The organism is Streptomyces sp. MUSC 14 (assembly GCF_001866675.1).
In the GTDB taxonomy this organism is placed as follows: domain Bacteria; phylum Actinomycetota; class Actinomycetes; order Streptomycetales; family Streptomycetaceae; genus Streptomyces.
On sequence record NZ_MLYN01000023.1, the window covers coordinates 275,868 to 292,139 of the forward strand.

A 16,272-nucleotide genomic window follows, 5' to 3' on the forward strand; every position below is an offset into this window, starting at 1 on the left:
GGACGTCATCGGACGTCGTCAGACGCCTTCGACTCTACGGGCGGGGTCTGACAACGGGCCCCGGACACCGGTCGGTACCGGCCGGGGCCCGGTGTTACGGCACCGTGCGCGAGACGAGGTACACCATCGGATTCTTCGGGTCGGACATGTTCACGACCACGTCCTGGGTGGGGGCCGGGTTCTTCTGCGCGTGGGTGAGGCCCCACCAGGGGCTGGTGCCGGTGAAGCGCCAGCCGCTGACCTTCTGGTCGCGGGCGCTGATGGCGATGTCGCCCTTCCTCAGCTTCTCCCGGCGCGTGCCCATGGACTCCAGGAAGGCGTCGAGGCCGGCGTCGTTGGTGCGGAACTGCACGTAGAGGCGGCTGGTCTTCCAGTTGTTCGTCTCGTAGGAGGCCGGGGAGTCGGCCGGGTGCGGAACGGTCACCTGGTAGAGGCGTCGCTGCAGCTTCGACGGCAGGCCGGGGGTGAGGCCCGTGGCCGCGTACTTCGCCTCCTTGTCCTTGCCGCTGTTGCGGCTCTGGTTGGCGGAGATCACCAGATAGCCGGCCGGGATGCCGATCAGCAGGCCGATGATGAGCAGGGTGAGCGCGCGTCGCCTGGCCTTGTGCCCGGGGTTCTCGGCGGGGCGGCGCGGCTCGTCCGGCGGGGCCGCCTGGCGCGGCAGGGCCGCGGTCATGCGGTGTCCCGGTCGCGGCGGGCCTGGGTGTAGCGCTCGTACCGCTCGTAGCGCTCCACGCGGCGGCGCTTGGCGCGGCGGAACCGGCGGGCGACCAGCCGGGCGAGGTCGGCCGCGCCGACCATGCCGGCCTCGGGGCCGAGCTGGGCGCGGGTGATACGGGCCTCGGGGCGGTAGCCGCGGCCGGTGAGGTGGCGCTTGAAGGCGTCCCGGGCCGGGCCGATGAGCAGGTCGTCGGCGGCCGAGACACCGCCGCCGATCACGAAGCAGGAGGGGTCGAGGGCGGCGGCGAGGTTGGCGATGCCGACGCCGAGCCACTGGCCGATGTCCTGGAGCAGCTCGATGCACATCGCGTCGCCCTCGCGGGCCAGCTCGGTGATCAGCGGGCCGGTGATGTCGCCGATGTTGCCCTTGACGTGCTCGATGATCCCGTACGCCACCGGGGAGTCGGCGGCGGCCAGCTCCTTGGCCTCGCGGACGAGGGCGTTGCCGGAGCTGTACTGCTCCCAGCAGCCGCGGTTGCCGCACGGGCAGCGGTGGCCGCCGGGCACGACCTGCATATGGCCGAACTCGCCCGCGACGCCGAACTTGCCCCGCTTGACCTGGCCGTCCTCCAGGATGGCCCCGCCGATGCCGGTGCCGAGCGTGATCATGACGAGGTGGTCCTCGCCGCGGCCTGCGCCGAAGCGCCACTCCGCCCAGGCGGCGGTGTTGGCGTCGTTGTCGACCAGGACCGGCACGGAGAGGCGGCCGCTGAGGCGGTCGCGCAGGGGCTCGTTGCGCCAGGACAGGTGCGGGGCGAACAGGACGCGGTTGCGGTCGGCGTCGACCCAGCCGGCGGCGCCGATGCCGACCGCGTGCACGTCGTGCCGGTCCGACAGGTCCAGGACCAGTTCGACGATGGTGTCCTCGACGACCTTGGGGCTCTTGGACTTGTCCGGGGTCTCCGTGCGGACCTTCTCCAGGATGTTGCCGTCGGCGTCCACGACGCCCGCCATGACCTTGGTACCGCCGATGTCGATGCCGACCGTGGGAACCCGGGGTGCGGTCAGGTGGGAGCGGCGTTCCCTGGTGCCCACGGTGCGCAGGACGGGGGCTCGGCGGGAGCCGATGGGAGCGGTGAGGTCGCGATAGGTGCTCATCGTTCGTCGATTCTGCCTCACCGCAGGTATGGGTGCCGTACGGGAAGGGGGGCGGGGGCGCGTGAGCGCGGCCGGACGCGGCGTGCGCCGTGGCCCGGCGCGCCCCGCGGCGGAGCCGCACATCGTCGCAGCCCTCGCGCCCTTCAGGTCCGCTGCAGTTCGTGGACCAGAGCGTCCAGGTCGGATCCTCCCGCCATCTGCTGCGTGAGTTCGTCCAGTGTGATCCCGTCCCGTGTGTGATTGCCCACCATCGTGCCCCGGCGCAGCAGGACGAACCTGTCCCCCACCAGGTACGCGTGATGCGGGTTGTGGGTGATCAGAACGACGCCCAGGCCCTCGTCGCGTGCCGCGGCCACATATTTCAGGACCACACCGGACTGCTTCACGCCCAGTGCCGCCGTCGGCTCGTCCAGGACCAGGACCTTCGCGCCGAAGTGGACCGCCCGGGCGATCGCCACGCACTGGCGTTCGCCGCCGGAGAGGGTGCCGATGGGCTGGTCGACGTCGCGCAGGTCGATGCCCATGCGGAGCAGGGCATCGCGGGTGGTGCGGCGCATGAGGCCGGTGTCCAGGCGCTTGAAGGGGCCCGCACCCTTGCGGGGCTCGGAGCCCAGGAAGAAGTTGCGCCAGACCGGCATCAGCGGGACGACGGCGAGGTCCTGGTAGACCGTGGCGATGCCGCGGTCCAGGGCGTCGCGCGGGGAGGTCAGGCGGGTCTCCTCGCCCTCGATGCGCAGCGTCCCGGCGTCGTGGCCGTGCAGGCCGGCGATCATCTTGATCAGGGTCGACTTGCCGGCGCCGTTGTCGCCGAGGACGCAGGTGATCTCGCCCGCGTGGACCTCCAGCGAGACGCCCTCCAGGGCGCGTACGTTGCCGTACTGCTTGGCCACGTCGGTCAGCTCGACCAGCGCCGTTCGCGCGGCTGCCCCGGTCGTGCCGTCGGCCGCGTCCTCGGCCGTACCGTCGGTCATGTCGTCCCTCACGTCGTCGGTCATGCCGTCGCCTCCGCGCGCCCCCGGACCCAGTGGTTGAGCAGGGTCGCGAGGAGCAGCATCGCCCCGAGGAAGAACTTGAACCAGTCCGGGTTCCACTCGGCGAAGACGATGCCCTTGCTGGTCATGCCGAAGAGGAGGGCGCCCACGGCGGAGCCGATCGCACTGCCGTAACCGCCGGTGATCAGGCAGCCGCCGATGACGGCCGCGATGATGTAGATCAGTTCGTTGCCGACGCCCTCCCCGGACTGGACGGCGTCGAAGGAGAAGAGCAGGTGCTGGCCGGAGATCCAGGCACCGAACGCGACGCCCATGTAGAGGCCGATCTTGGTCGCCCTCACCGGGACGCCGACCGCGCGGGCCGCGTCCTGGTTCCCGCCGACGGCGAAGATCCAGTTCCCGGCGCGGGTGCGCAGCAGGATCCAGGAGGCCACGGCCACCAGGGCGAGCCACCACAGGATCGTGACCTTGACGTCGACCCCGCCGATGGTGAGCGTGGAGGCGAAGACGGCGTGGGCGGCGGGGAAGCCTTCCATGTCCCCGATGGTCTTCGTCGACACGGTGCCGTCGATCAGCTTGGTGAAGCCGAGGTTCAGGCCGGTCAGCATCAGGAAGGTGCCGAGCGTGACGATGAAGCTGGGCAGCCTGGTGCGGGTGAGCACGAAGCCGTTGAAGGCGCCGACGGCCAGCGTCACGAGGAGGGACACGCCGACGCCGACCCAGGTGTTCGCCGTCATCTGGTAGCTGAACATCGAGGAGATCAGCGCGGAGGACGTCACCAGGACACCGGCCGACAGGTCGAACTCGCCGCCGATCATCAGCAGCGCCACCGGTACGGCCATGATCCCGATGGTCGAGGAGGCGTACAGCACCGTGCTGAGGCTGGCGGCGTCGAGGAAGCCGCCGGCGGTGACGGCGAAGAAGACGAAGACGGCGAGCGCGCCGACGACGGAGCCCAGTTCCGGCCGGGCGAGGAGCTTCTTCAGCGGAGACGTCCGCAGAATCCTTTCGTCAGCCGATTTCTCCATGACCGTGCTCATCGGGTGCCCCGCTCGGTGTACGCGGCCAGCGCGGACGCCTGGTCCTTGGTGATGATCTGCGGGCCGGTCAGCACGGGCTTGCCGCCGCCGAGGACGTCGCCGTTGTACTTGTAGGCCCACAGCAGGTCGACCGCCTCGTAGCCCTGGAGGTACGGCTGCTGGTCCACGGCGAAGCCGAGGGTGCCGTTCTTCAGTTCGGCGGCGACCTGGGCGTTGAGGTCGAAGGTGTCGATCTCGGCCTTGCTGCCCGCGTCGCCCTTCGCCTTCACGGCGGTGTCGGCGTAGGGGGCGCCCAGGGTGACGACCGAGTCGATGGACTTGTCGGCCTGGAGCTTGGCCTCGATCGCGGACTGCACGTCCGGCATGTCGGTGCCGTTGACGTAGAGCTTCTGGAGTGTGCCGTGGAAGGTCTTGGCGACGCCGTCGCAACGCTGCTCGTGACCGACGTTGCCCTGCTCGTGCAGCACGCACAGGGCCTTCTTCTTCCCGCGCGTGTTCAGCTCGTCGCCGACCGCCTCGCCCGCGATGGACTCGTCCTGGCCGATGTGCGTGAGGGCGCCGAAGGCCTTGGACTCCTCGGAGCCGGAGTTCACCGTGATCACCGGGATGCCGGCCTTCTCGGCACGGGCCACGGCCGCCTTCATGGCGTCCGGCTTGGCGAGGGTGACGATGATCCCGTCGACTTTCTTGTCCACGGCCGCGTCCACCAGCTGCGCCTGCTGCTGGGCCTGGTCGTCGTGCGAGTACAGGAAGTTGATGTTGTCCTTGACGGCGGCCTGCCGGGCGCCGTTCTGCACGATGTCCCAGAAGGTGTCGCCGTCTCCGGAGTGGGTGATCATCGCGAAGGTCCAGCGCGGGGTGTTCACCGCCGCCCTGCCCTGGGCCGCCGCGGCCTTGCGGGCGTCCTCGGCCCGTTTGCCGCCGGTGCTGCTGCACGCCCCCAGGGACAGCGAAAGTGCCCCTGTCAGTGCGATGACCGCCCAGGTCCGAATCCGTGCCACGAGGCCGTGCCCTTCTTGCCGTGTTCTTGCCGTGTCCGTACGTACGGAAGGGGCCGGAGATCAGTCCTCAGCGGCCCCAAATAATCCAGTATCGAACACCATGAACACTCGTGACAGGGCAGGGGGTGCCACGGCCGCCCTATTGTCCGGACATTGTGAGGAGTTCGGGGACTCGGGTCACGGCCGCACGAGGAGCTGGAACTCGAAGGAGTAGCGGCTCGGGCGGTAGGTGTGGTCGCCGAACTCGACCGCGCGGCCGGTGTCGTCGAAGGTGGTGCGCTGCATGGTGAGCAGCGGGGCACCCTCGGCCTCGGCGAGCCGCTCGGCCTCGGCGGCCGTGGCACCGCGGGCCCCGATGGACTGGCGGGCGCTGTGCAGGGTGATCCCTGCGGCGCGCATCAGCCGGTACAGGCCCGTGGCCTCCAGTTGCCCGGTGTCCAGGTCGAGCAGGCCGGTCGGGAGATGGTTGACCAGGTACGCCATCGGTTCGCCGTGCGCGAGCCGCAGCCGCTCGATGCGGTGCACGTCGCCGCCCTCGGCGACGCCGAGTGTGGCGGCGACCGCGGCGGAGGCCGGTACGACGGTGTTGACCAGCACCTTGGTCGCGGGGCGCTGGCCGGCCGCCTCCAGGTCGTCGTAGAGGCTGCTCAGCTCCAGCGGGCGCTTGACCTGGCTGTGCACGACCTGGGTGCCGACGCCTCTGCGGCGCACGAGCAGGCCCTTGTCGACCAGGGACTGGATGGCCTGACGGACGGTCGGCCGGGACAGGCCGAGCCGTGCGGCCAGCTCGATCTCGTTGCCCAGCAGACTGCCCGGGGTGAGGCCGCCGTGCTCGATCGCGGCCTCCAGCTGCTGGGAGAGCTGGAAGTACAGGGGTACCGGCGAGCTACGGTCCACACGGAGGTCGAGCGCGACGGTCGGGTCCACATCAGGTTTCGGCACGGGGCTGAGCGTAGTCGCGTGACGGGTTGACGGGAAGTTGTGTAGTCCGATTGTCCGGACATATGCATTGACAGCGCGCGGGGTCCGCCCTCACTTTGTTTCCATGCGCATCGGGGTCATCGGTACGGGCCGCATCGGCACCCTTCACGCGAGAACGCTCAGCCGCCACCGCGAGGTCGGCTCGCTGATCCTGACGGACGCGGATCCCGCACGGGCCCAGCAACTGGCGCACCGGCTGGGCGAGACGGCGGCGCCGGGGGTGGACGAGATCTACACCTGGGGCGTGGACGCGGTGGTGATCACCACGGCGACGGCGGCGCACGCCGAGCTGATCGGCCGGGCGGCACGCTCCGGCCTGCCGGTCTTCTGCGAGAAGCCGATCGCGCTCGACCTGCCCGGCACCCTGCACGCGCTCACCGAGGTGGAGCGCGCCGGAACGATCCTTCAGATGGGGTTCCAGCGCCGCTTCGACGCGGGGTACGCCGGCGCCCGGGAGGCGGTGCGCTCGGGACGGCTCGGGCGGCTGCACACCGTACGGGCGCTGACCTGCGACCCGGCCCCTCCCCCAGCCGACTGGCTGCGGCTGTCCGGCGGGCTGTTCCGGGACACGCTGATCCACGACGCGGACGTGCTGCGCTGGGTGACCGGCCGCGAGGTGGTGGACGTGTACGCCGCCGGGTCGGACGCCGGGCCCGCGCTGTTCCGCGAGGCCGGTGACGTGGCCACCGGCGCGGCCCTGCTGACGCTGGACGACGGCACGCTGGCCACGGTGAGCGCGACCCGGCTGAACGGCGCCGGCTACGACGTGCGCATGGAACTGGCCGGGGAGCGGGACACGGCCGTGGTGGGCCTGGACGACCGCACGCCGCTCGCCTCGACCGAGCCGACCGGGCCGCCGCCCGCGGACAAGCCGTGGACGGGCTTCCTGGAGCGGTTCGGGCCCGCCTACGAGGCCGAGCTGAACGCCTTCGTCGAGGTGGTGCGCGGCGAGCGGCCGAACCCCTGCGACGGCCACGAGGCCCTCCAGGCGCTGCGGATCGCCGAGGCCTGCGAGATCTCCCGCCGCGAGCGCCGCCCGGTCGCCCTCACGGAGGTCCCGGACCGGGTACAGCCGTCGTACGGCTGAGGGTGGCCCGGCGCGGGGCGGGGCGCGGCGGCGGGCTCCACGCGCCCCGGTCCGGCACGCGGGCGGTCAAGTGCCTCAGGCTGGCGGAGCCCGGCACGGGGCCGTTGCGAAGCCGGGTGCCGGGCCGGCCCCGCGTACGAGTGACAGCGGACCGGTGCGGGAACGGTGGCACGACGGCGGTGTCAACGCCTGCCCAGCACACGGGCGGTGAAAGCCCCGGGGACGTACGGCCGACGCCGAACCGGCGTGCAGCCGACAGGACGATAGGGCGCCGAACCAGCCACCGTGCACGAGCGACGGCGGACCGACGCGAAAACGGGCGCCCGGCGGCGGTGTCAACGCCAGGCCGGCACACGGGCGGTGGAGGCGCCGGGGGCGTGGAGCGGCTGGGCGGTGGTTGCCGGGGCGGTCTGTGCTGCGGGCCGGCAGGCCGGCGCGGAGCTGTCGTGCCCGTGTACGGGCCGGTGTCAGGGGGTGGTCACCAGCGCACGGGGAGGTTGCGCATGCCGCGCATCAGCAGTCCCGGCAGCCACGGGCCCGGGGTGCCGTCGAGTGCGAGGCCGGGGGCGCGGCGCAGGAGGGTGCCGATGGCGATGCGGCCCTCCAGGCGGGCCAGGGGTGCGCCGAGGCAGAAGTGGATGCCGTGGCCGAAGGCGAGGTGACCCCGGGTGTCGCGGCGGATGTCGAAGCGGTCGGGGTCGTCGTAGCGGCCGTCGTCGCGCTGGGCGGCGGTGAGGCTGACCATCACGTGCTCGCCCTTCCCGATCGGTGTGCCGCCGATCTCCAGGGGCTCGCCGGCGAACCGGTACGTGGCGCTGTGTACCGGGCCCTCGTAGCGCAGCATCTCCTCCACGGCGCCGTCCAGGAGGCTCATGTCGTCCCGCAGGGCGGCGAGTTGGCCGGGATGGGCGAGGAGGGCGTGCACGCCGTTACCGATGAGGTTGACGGTGGTCTCGTGGCCGGCGATCAGCAACAGGAAGGCCATGCCGCGCAGTTCCCGCGCGGAGAGCCGGTCGCCGTCCTCGGCGGTGGTGCGGACCAGGTCGCTCAGCAGATCGTCGGTGGGGCCGGAGCGGCGCTTGTCCTCGATCAGCCCGGTGAGGTACTCGCCGAGGCGGACGACCGCGGACTGCTCCGTCTCCACGTCGGCCGGCGCGACCACCTCGGTGGACATCGTGCGGAACTCCGCGCGGTCCATGTCCGGCACGCCGAGCAGTTCGCAGATGACCGTGATGGGCAGCGGGTAGGCGAGCGAGCCGATCAGGTCGGCGCGGCCCGCCGGGAGCATCTCGTCCAGCAGCTCGTCGGTGATCTGCTGGATCCGCGGGCGCAGTTGCTCGACCCGGCGCATCGTGAACGCGCGCGTGACGAGCGCGCGCAGCCGGGTGTGCTGGGGCGGATCGGTGGCCAGCAGGTGATCGCCGACCATGTCCCGCTCCATGATCGTCACGCCGATCTTGGTGGCGTCCTTGACCAGCCGGGGGTCGGCGAGAGCCGTCCGCGCCGCCTCGTACCCCACGACCAGCCAGGCGTCCTCGCTCCAGCCGGGCAGCCGGACGCGGTGCACCGGGCCCTGCGCGCGCAGCCGGGCGTACACCGGATGCGGGTCCTCGTGCAGCGCCTGCTCGAACTCCCCCAGATCGACCGACTGTTGACTGTCCACAGCTCCCCTTCCGGACTCCCCCGAGGCCACCGGACGTCCGCCGGTACCGGGACAACGCACGGCACTCGACGTTGGTGCCCGGCCTTCAGCCCCCGTCCTCGTTCAGCGCCCCTCCTCGTCGAGCAGTCCCGCGTCGTAGGCGAGCAGGGCGATCTGGACGCGGTTGTTGAGGCCGAGCTTGGCGAGGATGCGCGAGACATGGGTCTTGACGGTGGCCACGCTCATGAAGAGCTCGGCGGCGATCTGGGCGTTGGCCAGGCCCCGGCCGACGAGGACGGCGACCTCCCGCTCACGGTCGTTGAGCGCGGCGAGCCGCTCACGCGCGCGTGACTGGCGGGAGTCGGCGGCGGTGCCCGCCGCGTGCCGCATCAGCTGACGGGTGACGGCGGGCGACAGCACCGGTTCCCCGGCGGCGACCCGGCGCACGGCGTCGACGATCTCGGCGGGCGCGGTGTCCTTCAGGACGAATCCGGCGGCGCCCGCGCGCAGGGCGCGCAGCACCTGTTCGTCCGCGTGGAAGGTGGTCAGCACCACGACCTGCGGGGCGTCCGCACGTGCGCGGAGCAGCCGGGTCGCGGCGAGGCCGTCCACCGACGGCATACGGATGTCCATCAGGACGACGTCGGGACGGGTGCGCCCGACGAGTTCCTCGACCTCGGCGCCGTCCGCGGCCTCCCCGACGATCTCGATGTCCTCGGCCCCGCCCATCATCAGCGCGAGTCCGGCGCGCACCAAGGGGTCGTCGTCTACGAGGAGGAGTCTGATCGGCGTCATGGGCCCAACGTAATCACGGTTCGCGCGGCCCATGGACCCGATGGCGGGTCGTCCCTCGTGACCGGCGGCGAAGAGGCGGCCCGAGGCCCCGCCCGTTCACGCCCAGGGCAGCCAGGCCCGGATCTCGAAGCCGCCGTCGGGCGTGGTGCCGTGCTGCAGGCGGCCGCCGGCCAGGGTCGCGCGCTCGGTGAGGCCGATCAGGCCCTGGCCGGAGCCGGGGACGGGCGGGGCCTCGGACTCGGGCGGCGGGTTGGTGACGGTGATCGCGAGGCCGTCGCCGCAGTTGCCGGTGAGACGGAGGGTGACCTCGGCGCCGGGGGCGTGCTTGCGGGCGTTGGTCAGGGCCTCCTGCGCGATGCGGTAGGCGGTGCGGCCGACGGAGGCGGGTACGGCGCCGGGGTCGGCGACGCGATGGTCGAGCGTGATCTTCATGCCGGCCTCACGGCACTCGGCGACGAGCGGTTCGAGCGCGGCGAGCGTGGGCTGCGGGCGGCCGCCGGCCGCGTCGTCGGAGCCGCCGGTACGCAGCACGCCGATGATCTCCCGCAGGTCCTGGAGGGCCTCGTGGGAGCTCTCCCGGATGACACCGGCGGCCCGCGCGATCTCCTCGCGCGGCGCGTCCGGCCGGAACTCCAGGGCTCCGGCGTGCACGCTCAGCAGGGTCAGCCGGTGGGCGAGCACGTCGTGCATCTCGCGCGCGATGTCCTCGCGCGCGAGACGCTGGGCCTGTTCGGCGCGCAGCCGCGCCTCGGTCTCCGCGCGGTGCGCCCGGTCCCGCAGGCTCATCATCAGCAGCCGCTTGGAGCGCACGAGCATCCCCCAGCCGGCGACACAGACGGTGAGCAGCAGCGCGAAGACGAGGCCCGCCGTGTACGACAGCCCGGCCTCGGGGCGCAGCCAGTAGTAGAGGGGCGCGAGGGCGAGGCTGATGCCGCCGATCCAGGCGACGTAGCGGAACGGCCGGTGCACGGCGACGGTGAACAGGGCGACCAGGGAGACCCAGCCGGAGGTCTCGGAGAGGAGGCCGATCGCGATCATCGCGACGGCGAGGCCGACCGGCCAGCGGCGGCGCACCCAGACCGCGAGGCAGGACAGGGCACCGAGCGCCAGGTCGACGCCGACGAGGCCCCCGGGCACGTCGGGGTGCTGTACCAGGGACTCGGCGGTCACCAGATACAGCAGGACGGCCAGCAGGAAGCAGCAGGTGTCGACGGCCCAGTCCCGGGCCGTGCGCCGTGGCCGGCGGCCCTCGGGGACCGTGTCCGGGTCCAGTTCCCGCACCACGGCCGACGGGAGCATCCAGCGGTGCAGCCCGTTCCCGGGGACTGTGGCCTGGGCCTGGGCCGGCTGGGGTCGGTCTTCACTCACGGTCGACAAATCTACGCAGGGCCCGGCGCCGGTGACCGCCCCACGCGCGCTATCGGCTACCAAAGTCGCGGGATCGGCGACTTTCGTACGGCTCCCGCGGTGCGTCTCGGGGTCCTGGCCGGTGCCGTCCCGGACGCCGCTCGCCCCGCGTCCCGGAGTGGGGGGGGAGGGCCGCGGGGCGAGCTGGAGTGCGTCGGACGCGATACGTCTACCGCGTCACCGTTGTCGTGCTGTTCTTCCGGGTCCGGTACGTCGGCTCAGCAACCGAAGTCGACCAGGTTGAACGTCGCGTAGTGGTCGGAGGTGCAGTAGTCCTCCTGGGACTGCTCGCCGGTGACGATGCGCCGGGCGCCGCGCGTGGGCGCACCGGGCGTGATCACGGTGTACTCGTGGTAAATCTGCCGCACCTCTCTGACCTGGGCTTACGCGTGCCGAAGCGGCTGTGACCTGCTAGGGCGTGTATCGGAAGTGGATCTCGAGGTGAGATGATCTTGCTTCGTGGCACGTGGAGATCCGACGGATGCGCAACGGGCGGTGCTGGAACCGCTGTTGCCGAAGGGTAAGAAGCCCGGACGGCCGCCGACGTGGGCCCGGCGGCAGCTGATCGACTGCATACGGTTTCGGGTCCGCACCGGCATCCCCTGGCGGGACCTGCCAGCCGAGTACGGGCCGTGGGGCCGGGCGTACGACCTGTTCCGCCGGTGGCAACGGGACGGCACCTGGCATCGGATCTTCACCGCGCTGCAGGCCCGGGCCGACGCGAAAGAGCTGATCACCTGGGACATCAACGTCGACTCCACGGCGTGTCGGGCCCACCAGCACGCCGCCGGGGCGAGGAAAAGGGGGAGCCGCAGAAGGAGCCGCCCGGCGGTGTCGTCGTCGAGCCGGACGACCATGGGCTCGGGCGCTCGCGCGGTGGCCTGACCACCAAGCTGCACCTGGCCGTCGAACAGGGCCAAAAGCCCATGTCCATCGTGATCACGGCCAAACAGCGCGGGGATTCCCCGCAGTTCGAGCCTGTCCTGAACAAGGTCCATGTCCCGCGTCTCGGGCCGGGCAGGCCGCGTACCCGGCCAGGTCGGGTGCGCGCCGGCAAGGCGTACGCCTCCCGCAAGAACCGCGCTTACCTGCGGCGGAGCGGGATCCTCTGCACCATCCCGGACAAGGCCGACCAGGCTCGCAACCGCAAGAAACGCGGTTCGCGCGGCGGCCGGCCGCCGAAGTTCGACCCGCAGGACTACAAGGCTCGGCACGCTGTCGAATGCGGTATCAATCGCCTCAAGAGGCACCGGGCTGTGGCCACGAGGTACGACAAACTCGCGGTCCGCTACGAGGCCACTGTCCTCGTTGCCGCCATCAATGAGTGGTTGTGACGTACTGGCCCAACGACAACTCGAACACCCGTACTCGCCGACCACCGGTGGGATTGACGGTCTCACGGACCGGATGCATCCCCAGTTTGGTCATGATTCGTTCGGAGGCGTCGTTGCCCACTTGAGTGATGCTGACGATCCGCTCCAGCCCTCGTTCTTCGAACCCGAGCCGTACAGCGGCCGCAGCGGCCTCGGTGGCCAAGCCCTGCCCCCAGTGGGAACGTCCCAGCCGCCAGCCGACCTCAACCGCCGGTAGTACCTCCGGCAAGAAGTCGGGCACCGAAAGGCCGGTGAACCCGGCCAGCTCGCCAGTGGACCGGATCTCCACGGCGAACAGGCCGAAGCCCTGTGACTCCCACTCGCTCTCCCATGCCTGGACCCGGCCACGAGTCTGCTGCCCGTCAAGGACGCTGCCGTCACGGATCCAGCGCATGACCGCGGGGTCGGCATTGATGGCAGCCATGGGCGCAACGTCTTCCTCGCGCCAGCGACGCAGGATCAAACGGGGGGTCGCAAGCGTGATCATCCAATCATTCTGGATCACAACAGCGGCCGTTCAGCCTTCGAAATGACGGTGGCTGCACGGACTTTGTCCCGCAGCACCCGCATCGCTCTGGCCGAGGGCCACCGCTGCAAGTAGTACTTGCCCCGCCACTTCCATGACTCCACTTTCCGGTGATGGAAGCCGAGGAACTCGAAGCCCTGCCCGCCCCGGGTGAGGCAGGTCATGCCGGACTTCTCGGGGTGCAGCCGCATCCCGAGCCGCTGCAGCACCCTCGCCGCCAACAGCTGGGCCTGCTCGGCCCGTTGTCTGGTCGGCGGCAGGACCACGAAGTCGTCGCAGTACCTCACCAGCACCCCCAGCCGGCGGCCCTCGTCCTGCCATGCCTCGTCGAGGACAGGCAGGGCGATGTTCGCCAGCAACGGGGAGATCGGTGAGCCCTGCGGGGTTCCCGCCCCGCTCGGGGAGGTCGCCCCGCCCTCCAGGACTCCCATCCGCAACCAGGCCCGGATCAGCTTCAGCATCGGCCGGTCCACCACACGCCGGGCCACCTGGGCCATCAGTGCGTCGTGGTCGATCGTGCCGAAACAGTCCCGGATATCGGCCTCGAACACCCACTCCCGACCCTGGTTCGCCGAGATGCGCACAGCTTCGCACGCATCGATCGCGGACCGCTTGGGCCTAAATCCGTAGCTCGCCTCGGTGAACTGCGCCTCGAAGACCGGTTCCAGGACCAGCTTCGCGACCGTCATCACCACCCGGTCCGCCACGGTGGGAATCGACAGCGGCCGGAACTGCCCCGGCCGCCCCGGCTTGGGAATCCTCACCCGCCGCAGCACCGACGGACGATACGTATGCGCCCGCAGTTGCTCGGCCAGGCCCCGGAGAAACGCATCCACCCCGGAGCCCCCGGTTCGCACACACACCGGCCGCCCGCCGAAGGACGTCCATGCGGTGGACATGGCCATACAGGGCATGAAACCGGCGTTCGGGTTCTTGCTTGGCACAGCGGTACAGCGTCCGCTGCAAGGCTCGGACCTTGTCCAAAGGACGGCCACCCGGTCTCGCGGCGCCTTCCTCCCGACGGATGGACCTAGCCGAAACGGCACTCATCCGGGCCCCTCCCTGTTCGCGGATCGCATCGATGAAGCAGGGGCCCTTCGCTCGACACGCTGGGTGTACCGGATCCGAACCTCGACACCGTCGTGGACCGTGAGTCCGTCAAGCTCCGTCTGGAGACCCTGCCCGAACGGGAACGCGCGATCCTCTACATGAGGTTCTTCGAGGACATGACGCAGAGCCGCATCGCCGAGCAGCTCGGCATCTCGCAGATGCGCGTCTCACGCCTGATCAGCCGATGCTGCCATCAACTGCGCGAGGAGGTCCTTCAGGACGTCGCCCAGCGCTGCGGCAGGCGGTGCCGTACCGCCATGGCGGCCGCGACCACCGCGACTCCGGCGGACGCGAGCGTGGCGTGATGGTGTGAGGCCCATGGTTGCGCCGCATGTGATGCCGCCTGTTCGTCGAAGCGGCCGTGCGCGCCGAAGTCCCGCCCGTCGATGCCGTCCAGCGGCTGCCAGAGGTTGTCGCGGCTGCCGGGGGGCTTCGGCTCGTCGGTCATCTGTGAGTCGTAGCCCGTCCGGGCCAGACAGCGGTCGAGGAGCCCGGGTGCCACGGCATTGGCGAGGAGAGTGCCCACGGTGCTCGCGCCGACCCAGTACTCACGCCTGCGTGGGTGACCGGCCGCGTACACGACGGCACGAGCGGCGAGTTCGGGTTGGTAGATCGGTGGAACGGGCTGTGTCCGGTGTGGCATGCGATTCAACGACCAGTCAAATTGAGGGGTGTTGAGGGCCGGTAGCTGGACCATGGTGACCGAGACCCCGCTGTGGCGGTGCAGGAGTTCACAGCGCACTGCCTCGTTCCAGCCCTGGACCGCGTGCTTGGCACCGCAGTAGGCGGACTGCAGGGGGATCCCGCGGTAGGCGAGTGCCGAGCCGACCTGTACGACGACGCCGTGGCCGCGCGGCAGCATCCGGCGCAGGGCCGACTGCGTGCCGTACACGTAACCGAGGTAGCAGACCTCGGTGACCCGGCGGAACTCGTCCGGCTCGATGCCGGTGAACTCCGCGAACACCGTGGTGAAGGCGTCGTTGACCCAGACGTCGATCGGGCCGAGTTCCCGTTCGGCTTGTGCTGCCGCGGCCTCAACGGCATGGGGGTCGGCCACGTCTGCCTCCAGCGCCAGTGCCGTTCCGCCGGCGCGGCGTATCTCGTCGGCTGCGGCGTCCAGCCCGGTTCGGCCGCGTGCCACGAGCGCCACGCGGTCGCCCCGTGCGGCGAACGCCCGTGCGGCGGCCCGGCCGACGCCCCCGCTGGCGCCGGTGACCACGACGATCCGTGGGCTGTGCGACATACGACGACTGGACCGTCGGAACATGGCTGCTGCCTCCGTTTCTCACCGGTGTCACCGGAACGACGACCGTCGCGGACTCATCGGCCGACCGCGGACCGATCAGGTCCGTCAGCGATGCGGAGGCGGGCACCCGGATTCGCCCTTCCGCCGGGAGAACGGCCGGTCACCCCTTCCGAGTGCCCCACGGACCGCATGCCATGCAGGCGCACAACTCGGTGACAGTGCGCTACACGCACATGGCGACCAGCAGAACCGCCACCCCGATGGCCAGCCAGGCGACGTAGTCACCGAGGTGTCCTGAGTGGAGTCGGCGCAGGGGCACGATGACGCGCCGTCCCACACCTTCGCAGACGGCCGTGGTGCGGGTCACGCACGGTGACCGCAGCGCGGGGCCCCAGACGGCGGCCGCGGCGAAAAGCACCGCCAGGGCCGTCGACGCGAGTGCGAGGAGTCCGCCTTCGGCGCTCCATCCGACGTCGGGCACCGGCGCAGACGGGGCGACGGTGTGGCCGAGGACGGCTGCGGTGTAGGCGGTGCGGTCGGTGAACTGGCATGCGGCGTGAGCGAGGGCGACGCCGAGGCCGGGAAGCAGCCCGACGGCGAGTGAGGCGGCGAGCAGGACGGCGGGCACGGCGAGCATCGGGACGGGGACGCGGCGTTGCGGATCGCGGATCTCCGGTTCCTCACCGCCACCGGTCGTCTCCGGGCCGGCGTGCTGCTCACGGGGCCGGGGGCCGGCACCGGCGAAGATCCGGGCGCCGGCCCGCAGCACGGCTCCGCCCGTGAGAGCCGACACGAACACGAACACGGCAGGGAGCCAAGGGAATTGTTCCTCACCGGCGTGTTCGGCCACGGCCTTGCCGAGAGCCGTGCCGAACGGGGGCAGGCCCGCGAGTCCGAGACCGCCCAGGGCGAACAGCGCGCCGACGAATAGCAGATCGCGGCCGCGCCCGTACAACCCGTGCTCGTCGACGGAGCCGTGCCGGTCGAGGAGGACACCGGTCGTGGCGAAGAGGGCCGCCTTCACTCCGGCGTGGGCGGCGACGTACAGCGCCGTGCCGGCCGTCGCGGCGGGGGTGAGCAGCGCCGTCCCGGTGAGGAAGAGGCCGACGTGCCCGACGGTGGAGAAGGCGAGAAGCCGCTTGAGGTGGCGCTGTTGCCAGCACATCACGGCCCCCACCAGTGCCGTCAGCACCCCGGCGGCCACGAACACGGCGCGCAGGTGCGCGTGCGCGATGCCGTGCGGTCCGGAGAAGA

The 16,272-nt window shown here is 71.1% G+C and carries 15 protein-coding genes and 2 pseudogenes; 3 read left to right on the plus strand and 14 right to left on the minus strand.

The genetic code is table 11. The annotated features are described in order from the left end of the window. Window positions 1-94: 94 nt before the first annotated feature. The 6 genes from BIV25_RS15445 to BIV25_RS15470 all read right to left on the minus strand — a co-directional run bounded on the left by BIV25_RS15445 (window position 95) and on the right by BIV25_RS15470 (window position 5,778). Window positions 95-676, minus strand: a complete 582-nt coding sequence (locus BIV25_RS15445) for a sugar kinase (protein WP_071372866.1) — start codon at window positions 674-676, stop codon at window positions 95-97. Next, window positions 673-1,818 (minus strand): ROK family glucokinase, encoded by a 1,146-nt coding sequence (locus tag BIV25_RS15450; RefSeq protein ID WP_071372867.1) that lies wholly within the window; start codon window positions 1,816-1,818, stop codon window positions 673-675. Before BIV25_RS15450 ends, BIV25_RS15445 begins: the two co-directional genes overlap by 4 nt. A gap of 143 nt (window positions 1,819-1,961) precedes the next feature. Beyond that, the gene (locus BIV25_RS15455) at window positions 1,962-2,789 is read right to left on the minus strand and encodes an ATP-binding cassette domain-containing protein (protein ID WP_177235292.1); all 828 of its coding nucleotides are present in this window, start codon (window positions 2,787-2,789) and stop codon (window positions 1,962-1,964) included. 20 nt (window positions 2,790-2,809) lie between these two features. Then, on the minus strand, window positions 2,810-3,838 hold the full coding sequence (locus tag BIV25_RS15460; RefSeq protein WP_371273023.1) for an ABC transporter permease: 1,029 nt from the start codon (window positions 3,836-3,838) through the stop codon (window positions 2,810-2,812). 8 nt (window positions 3,839-3,846) lie between these two features. Next, window positions 3,847-4,851, minus strand: coding sequence for a sugar ABC transporter substrate-binding protein (locus tag BIV25_RS15465; RefSeq protein WP_071372869.1), 1,005 nt, complete (start codon window positions 4,849-4,851; stop codon window positions 3,847-3,849). Window positions 4,852-5,028: 177 nt separating this feature from the next. Then, the gene (locus tag BIV25_RS15470) at window positions 5,029-5,778 is read right to left on the minus strand and encodes a GntR family transcriptional regulator (protein WP_071372870.1); all 750 of its coding nucleotides are present in this window, start codon (window positions 5,776-5,778) and stop codon (window positions 5,029-5,031) included. A 118-nt stretch (window positions 5,779-5,896) separates the two neighbouring features. Between BIV25_RS15470 and BIV25_RS15475 the strand changes: the two genes are divergently transcribed. Next, a complete protein-coding gene (locus BIV25_RS15475; RefSeq protein WP_071372871.1) occupies window positions 5,897-6,919 on the plus strand; it encodes a Gfo/Idh/MocA family oxidoreductase in 1,023 nt (340 codons plus the stop codon). Window positions 6,920-7,397: 478 nt separating this feature from the next. Here the strand turns inward: BIV25_RS15475 and BIV25_RS15480 are convergent, their stop codons facing one another. The 4 genes and pseudogenes from BIV25_RS15480 to BIV25_RS15495 form a co-directional block, all read right to left on the minus strand. Then, window positions 7,398-8,582 (minus strand): cytochrome P450, encoded by a 1,185-nt coding sequence (locus BIV25_RS15480; RefSeq protein WP_071372872.1) that lies wholly within the window; start codon window positions 8,580-8,582, stop codon window positions 7,398-7,400. 102 nt (window positions 8,583-8,684) lie between these two features. Continuing rightward, window positions 8,685-9,356, minus strand: a complete 672-nt coding sequence (locus tag BIV25_RS15485) for a response regulator transcription factor (protein WP_071372873.1) — start codon at window positions 9,354-9,356, stop codon at window positions 8,685-8,687. A 96-nt stretch (window positions 9,357-9,452) separates the two neighbouring features. Then, entirely contained in the window at window positions 9,453-10,733 is a 1,281-nt protein-coding gene (locus tag BIV25_RS15490) for a histidine kinase (RefSeq protein ID WP_371273024.1), read from the minus strand. 248 nt (window positions 10,734-10,981) lie between these two features. Beyond that, window positions 10,982-11,119 (minus strand): annotated as a pseudogene (locus tag BIV25_RS15495) (ribonuclease domain-containing protein); the annotation flags it as partial. Window positions 11,120-11,222: 103 nt separating this feature from the next. Between BIV25_RS15495 and BIV25_RS46955 the strand changes: the two are divergent. Further along, window positions 11,223-12,097 (plus strand): IS5 family transposase gene (locus BIV25_RS46955; RefSeq protein WP_177235287.1). Its coding sequence is split into 2 segments (ribosomal slippage): window positions 11,223-11,613 and window positions 11,613-12,097, totalling 876 coding nucleotides; the frame shifts between segments, so codons are not numbered across the junction. Here the strand turns inward: BIV25_RS46955 and BIV25_RS15510 are convergent. Then, the gene (locus BIV25_RS15510) at window positions 12,081-12,623 is read right to left on the minus strand and encodes a GNAT family N-acetyltransferase (RefSeq protein ID WP_079176656.1); all 543 of its coding nucleotides are present in this window, start codon (window positions 12,621-12,623) and stop codon (window positions 12,081-12,083) included. The genes BIV25_RS46955 and BIV25_RS15510 overlap by 17 nt on opposite strands. Before the next feature lie 14 nt (window positions 12,624-12,637). Continuing rightward, window positions 12,638-13,438: a reverse transcriptase domain-containing protein gene (locus BIV25_RS15515; protein WP_177235288.1), complete on the minus strand. Its 801-nt coding sequence runs from the start codon at window positions 13,436-13,438 to the stop codon at window positions 12,638-12,640. 327 nt (window positions 13,439-13,765) lie between these two features. Here BIV25_RS15515 and BIV25_RS15520 point away from each other — a divergent pair. Beyond that, window positions 13,766-14,077 (plus strand): annotated as a pseudogene (locus tag BIV25_RS15520) (sigma-70 family RNA polymerase sigma factor); the annotation flags it as partial. Here the strand turns inward: BIV25_RS15520 and BIV25_RS15525 are convergent. Both BIV25_RS15525 and BIV25_RS15530 read right to left on the minus strand, forming a co-directional pair. Further along, window positions 13,987-15,015 carry an SDR family oxidoreductase gene (locus BIV25_RS15525; RefSeq protein WP_071372879.1) on the minus strand — a complete coding sequence of 343 codons (1,029 nt, stop codon included), beginning with the start codon at window positions 15,013-15,015 and terminating at the stop codon, window positions 13,987-13,989. The pseudogene BIV25_RS15520 and the gene BIV25_RS15525 sit on opposite strands and share 91 nt — an antisense overlap. Before the next feature lie 226 nt (window positions 15,016-15,241). Then, a partial coding sequence (locus tag BIV25_RS15530; RefSeq protein WP_305729323.1) for a proton-conducting transporter membrane subunit occupies window positions 15,242-16,272 on the minus strand: 1,031 nt, incomplete at its 5' end.

Bases quoted from the DNA above. Each gene is read 5' to 3' on its own strand.
- BIV25_RS15445 (WP_071372866.1), bottom strand. From the start codon at position 676: ATGACCGCGGCCCTGCCGCGCCAGGCGGCCCCGCCGGACGAGCCGCGC.
- BIV25_RS15450 (WP_071372867.1), bottom strand. From the start codon at position 1,818: ATGAGCACCTATCGCGACCTCACCGCTCCCATCGGCTCCCGCCGAGCC.
- BIV25_RS15455 (WP_177235292.1), bottom strand. From the start codon at position 2,789: ATGACCGACGGTACGGCCGAGGACGCGGCCGACGGCACGACCGGGGCA.
- BIV25_RS15460 (WP_371273023.1), bottom strand. From the start codon at position 3,838: ATGGAGAAATCGGCTGACGAAAGGATTCTGCGGACGTCTCCGCTGAAG.
- BIV25_RS15475 (WP_071372871.1), top strand. From the start codon at position 5,897: ATGCGCATCGGGGTCATCGGTACGGGCCGCATCGGCACCCTTCACGCG.
- BIV25_RS15485 (WP_071372873.1), bottom strand. From the start codon at position 9,356: ATGACGCCGATCAGACTCCTCCTCGTAGACGACGACCCCTTGGTGCGC.
- BIV25_RS15510 (WP_079176656.1), bottom strand. From the start codon at position 12,623: ATGATCACGCTTGCGACCCCCCGTTTGATCCTGCGTCGCTGGCGCGAG.
- BIV25_RS15525 (WP_071372879.1), bottom strand. From the start codon at position 15,015: ATGTCGCACAGCCCACGGATCGTCGTGGTCACCGGCGCCAGCGGGGGC.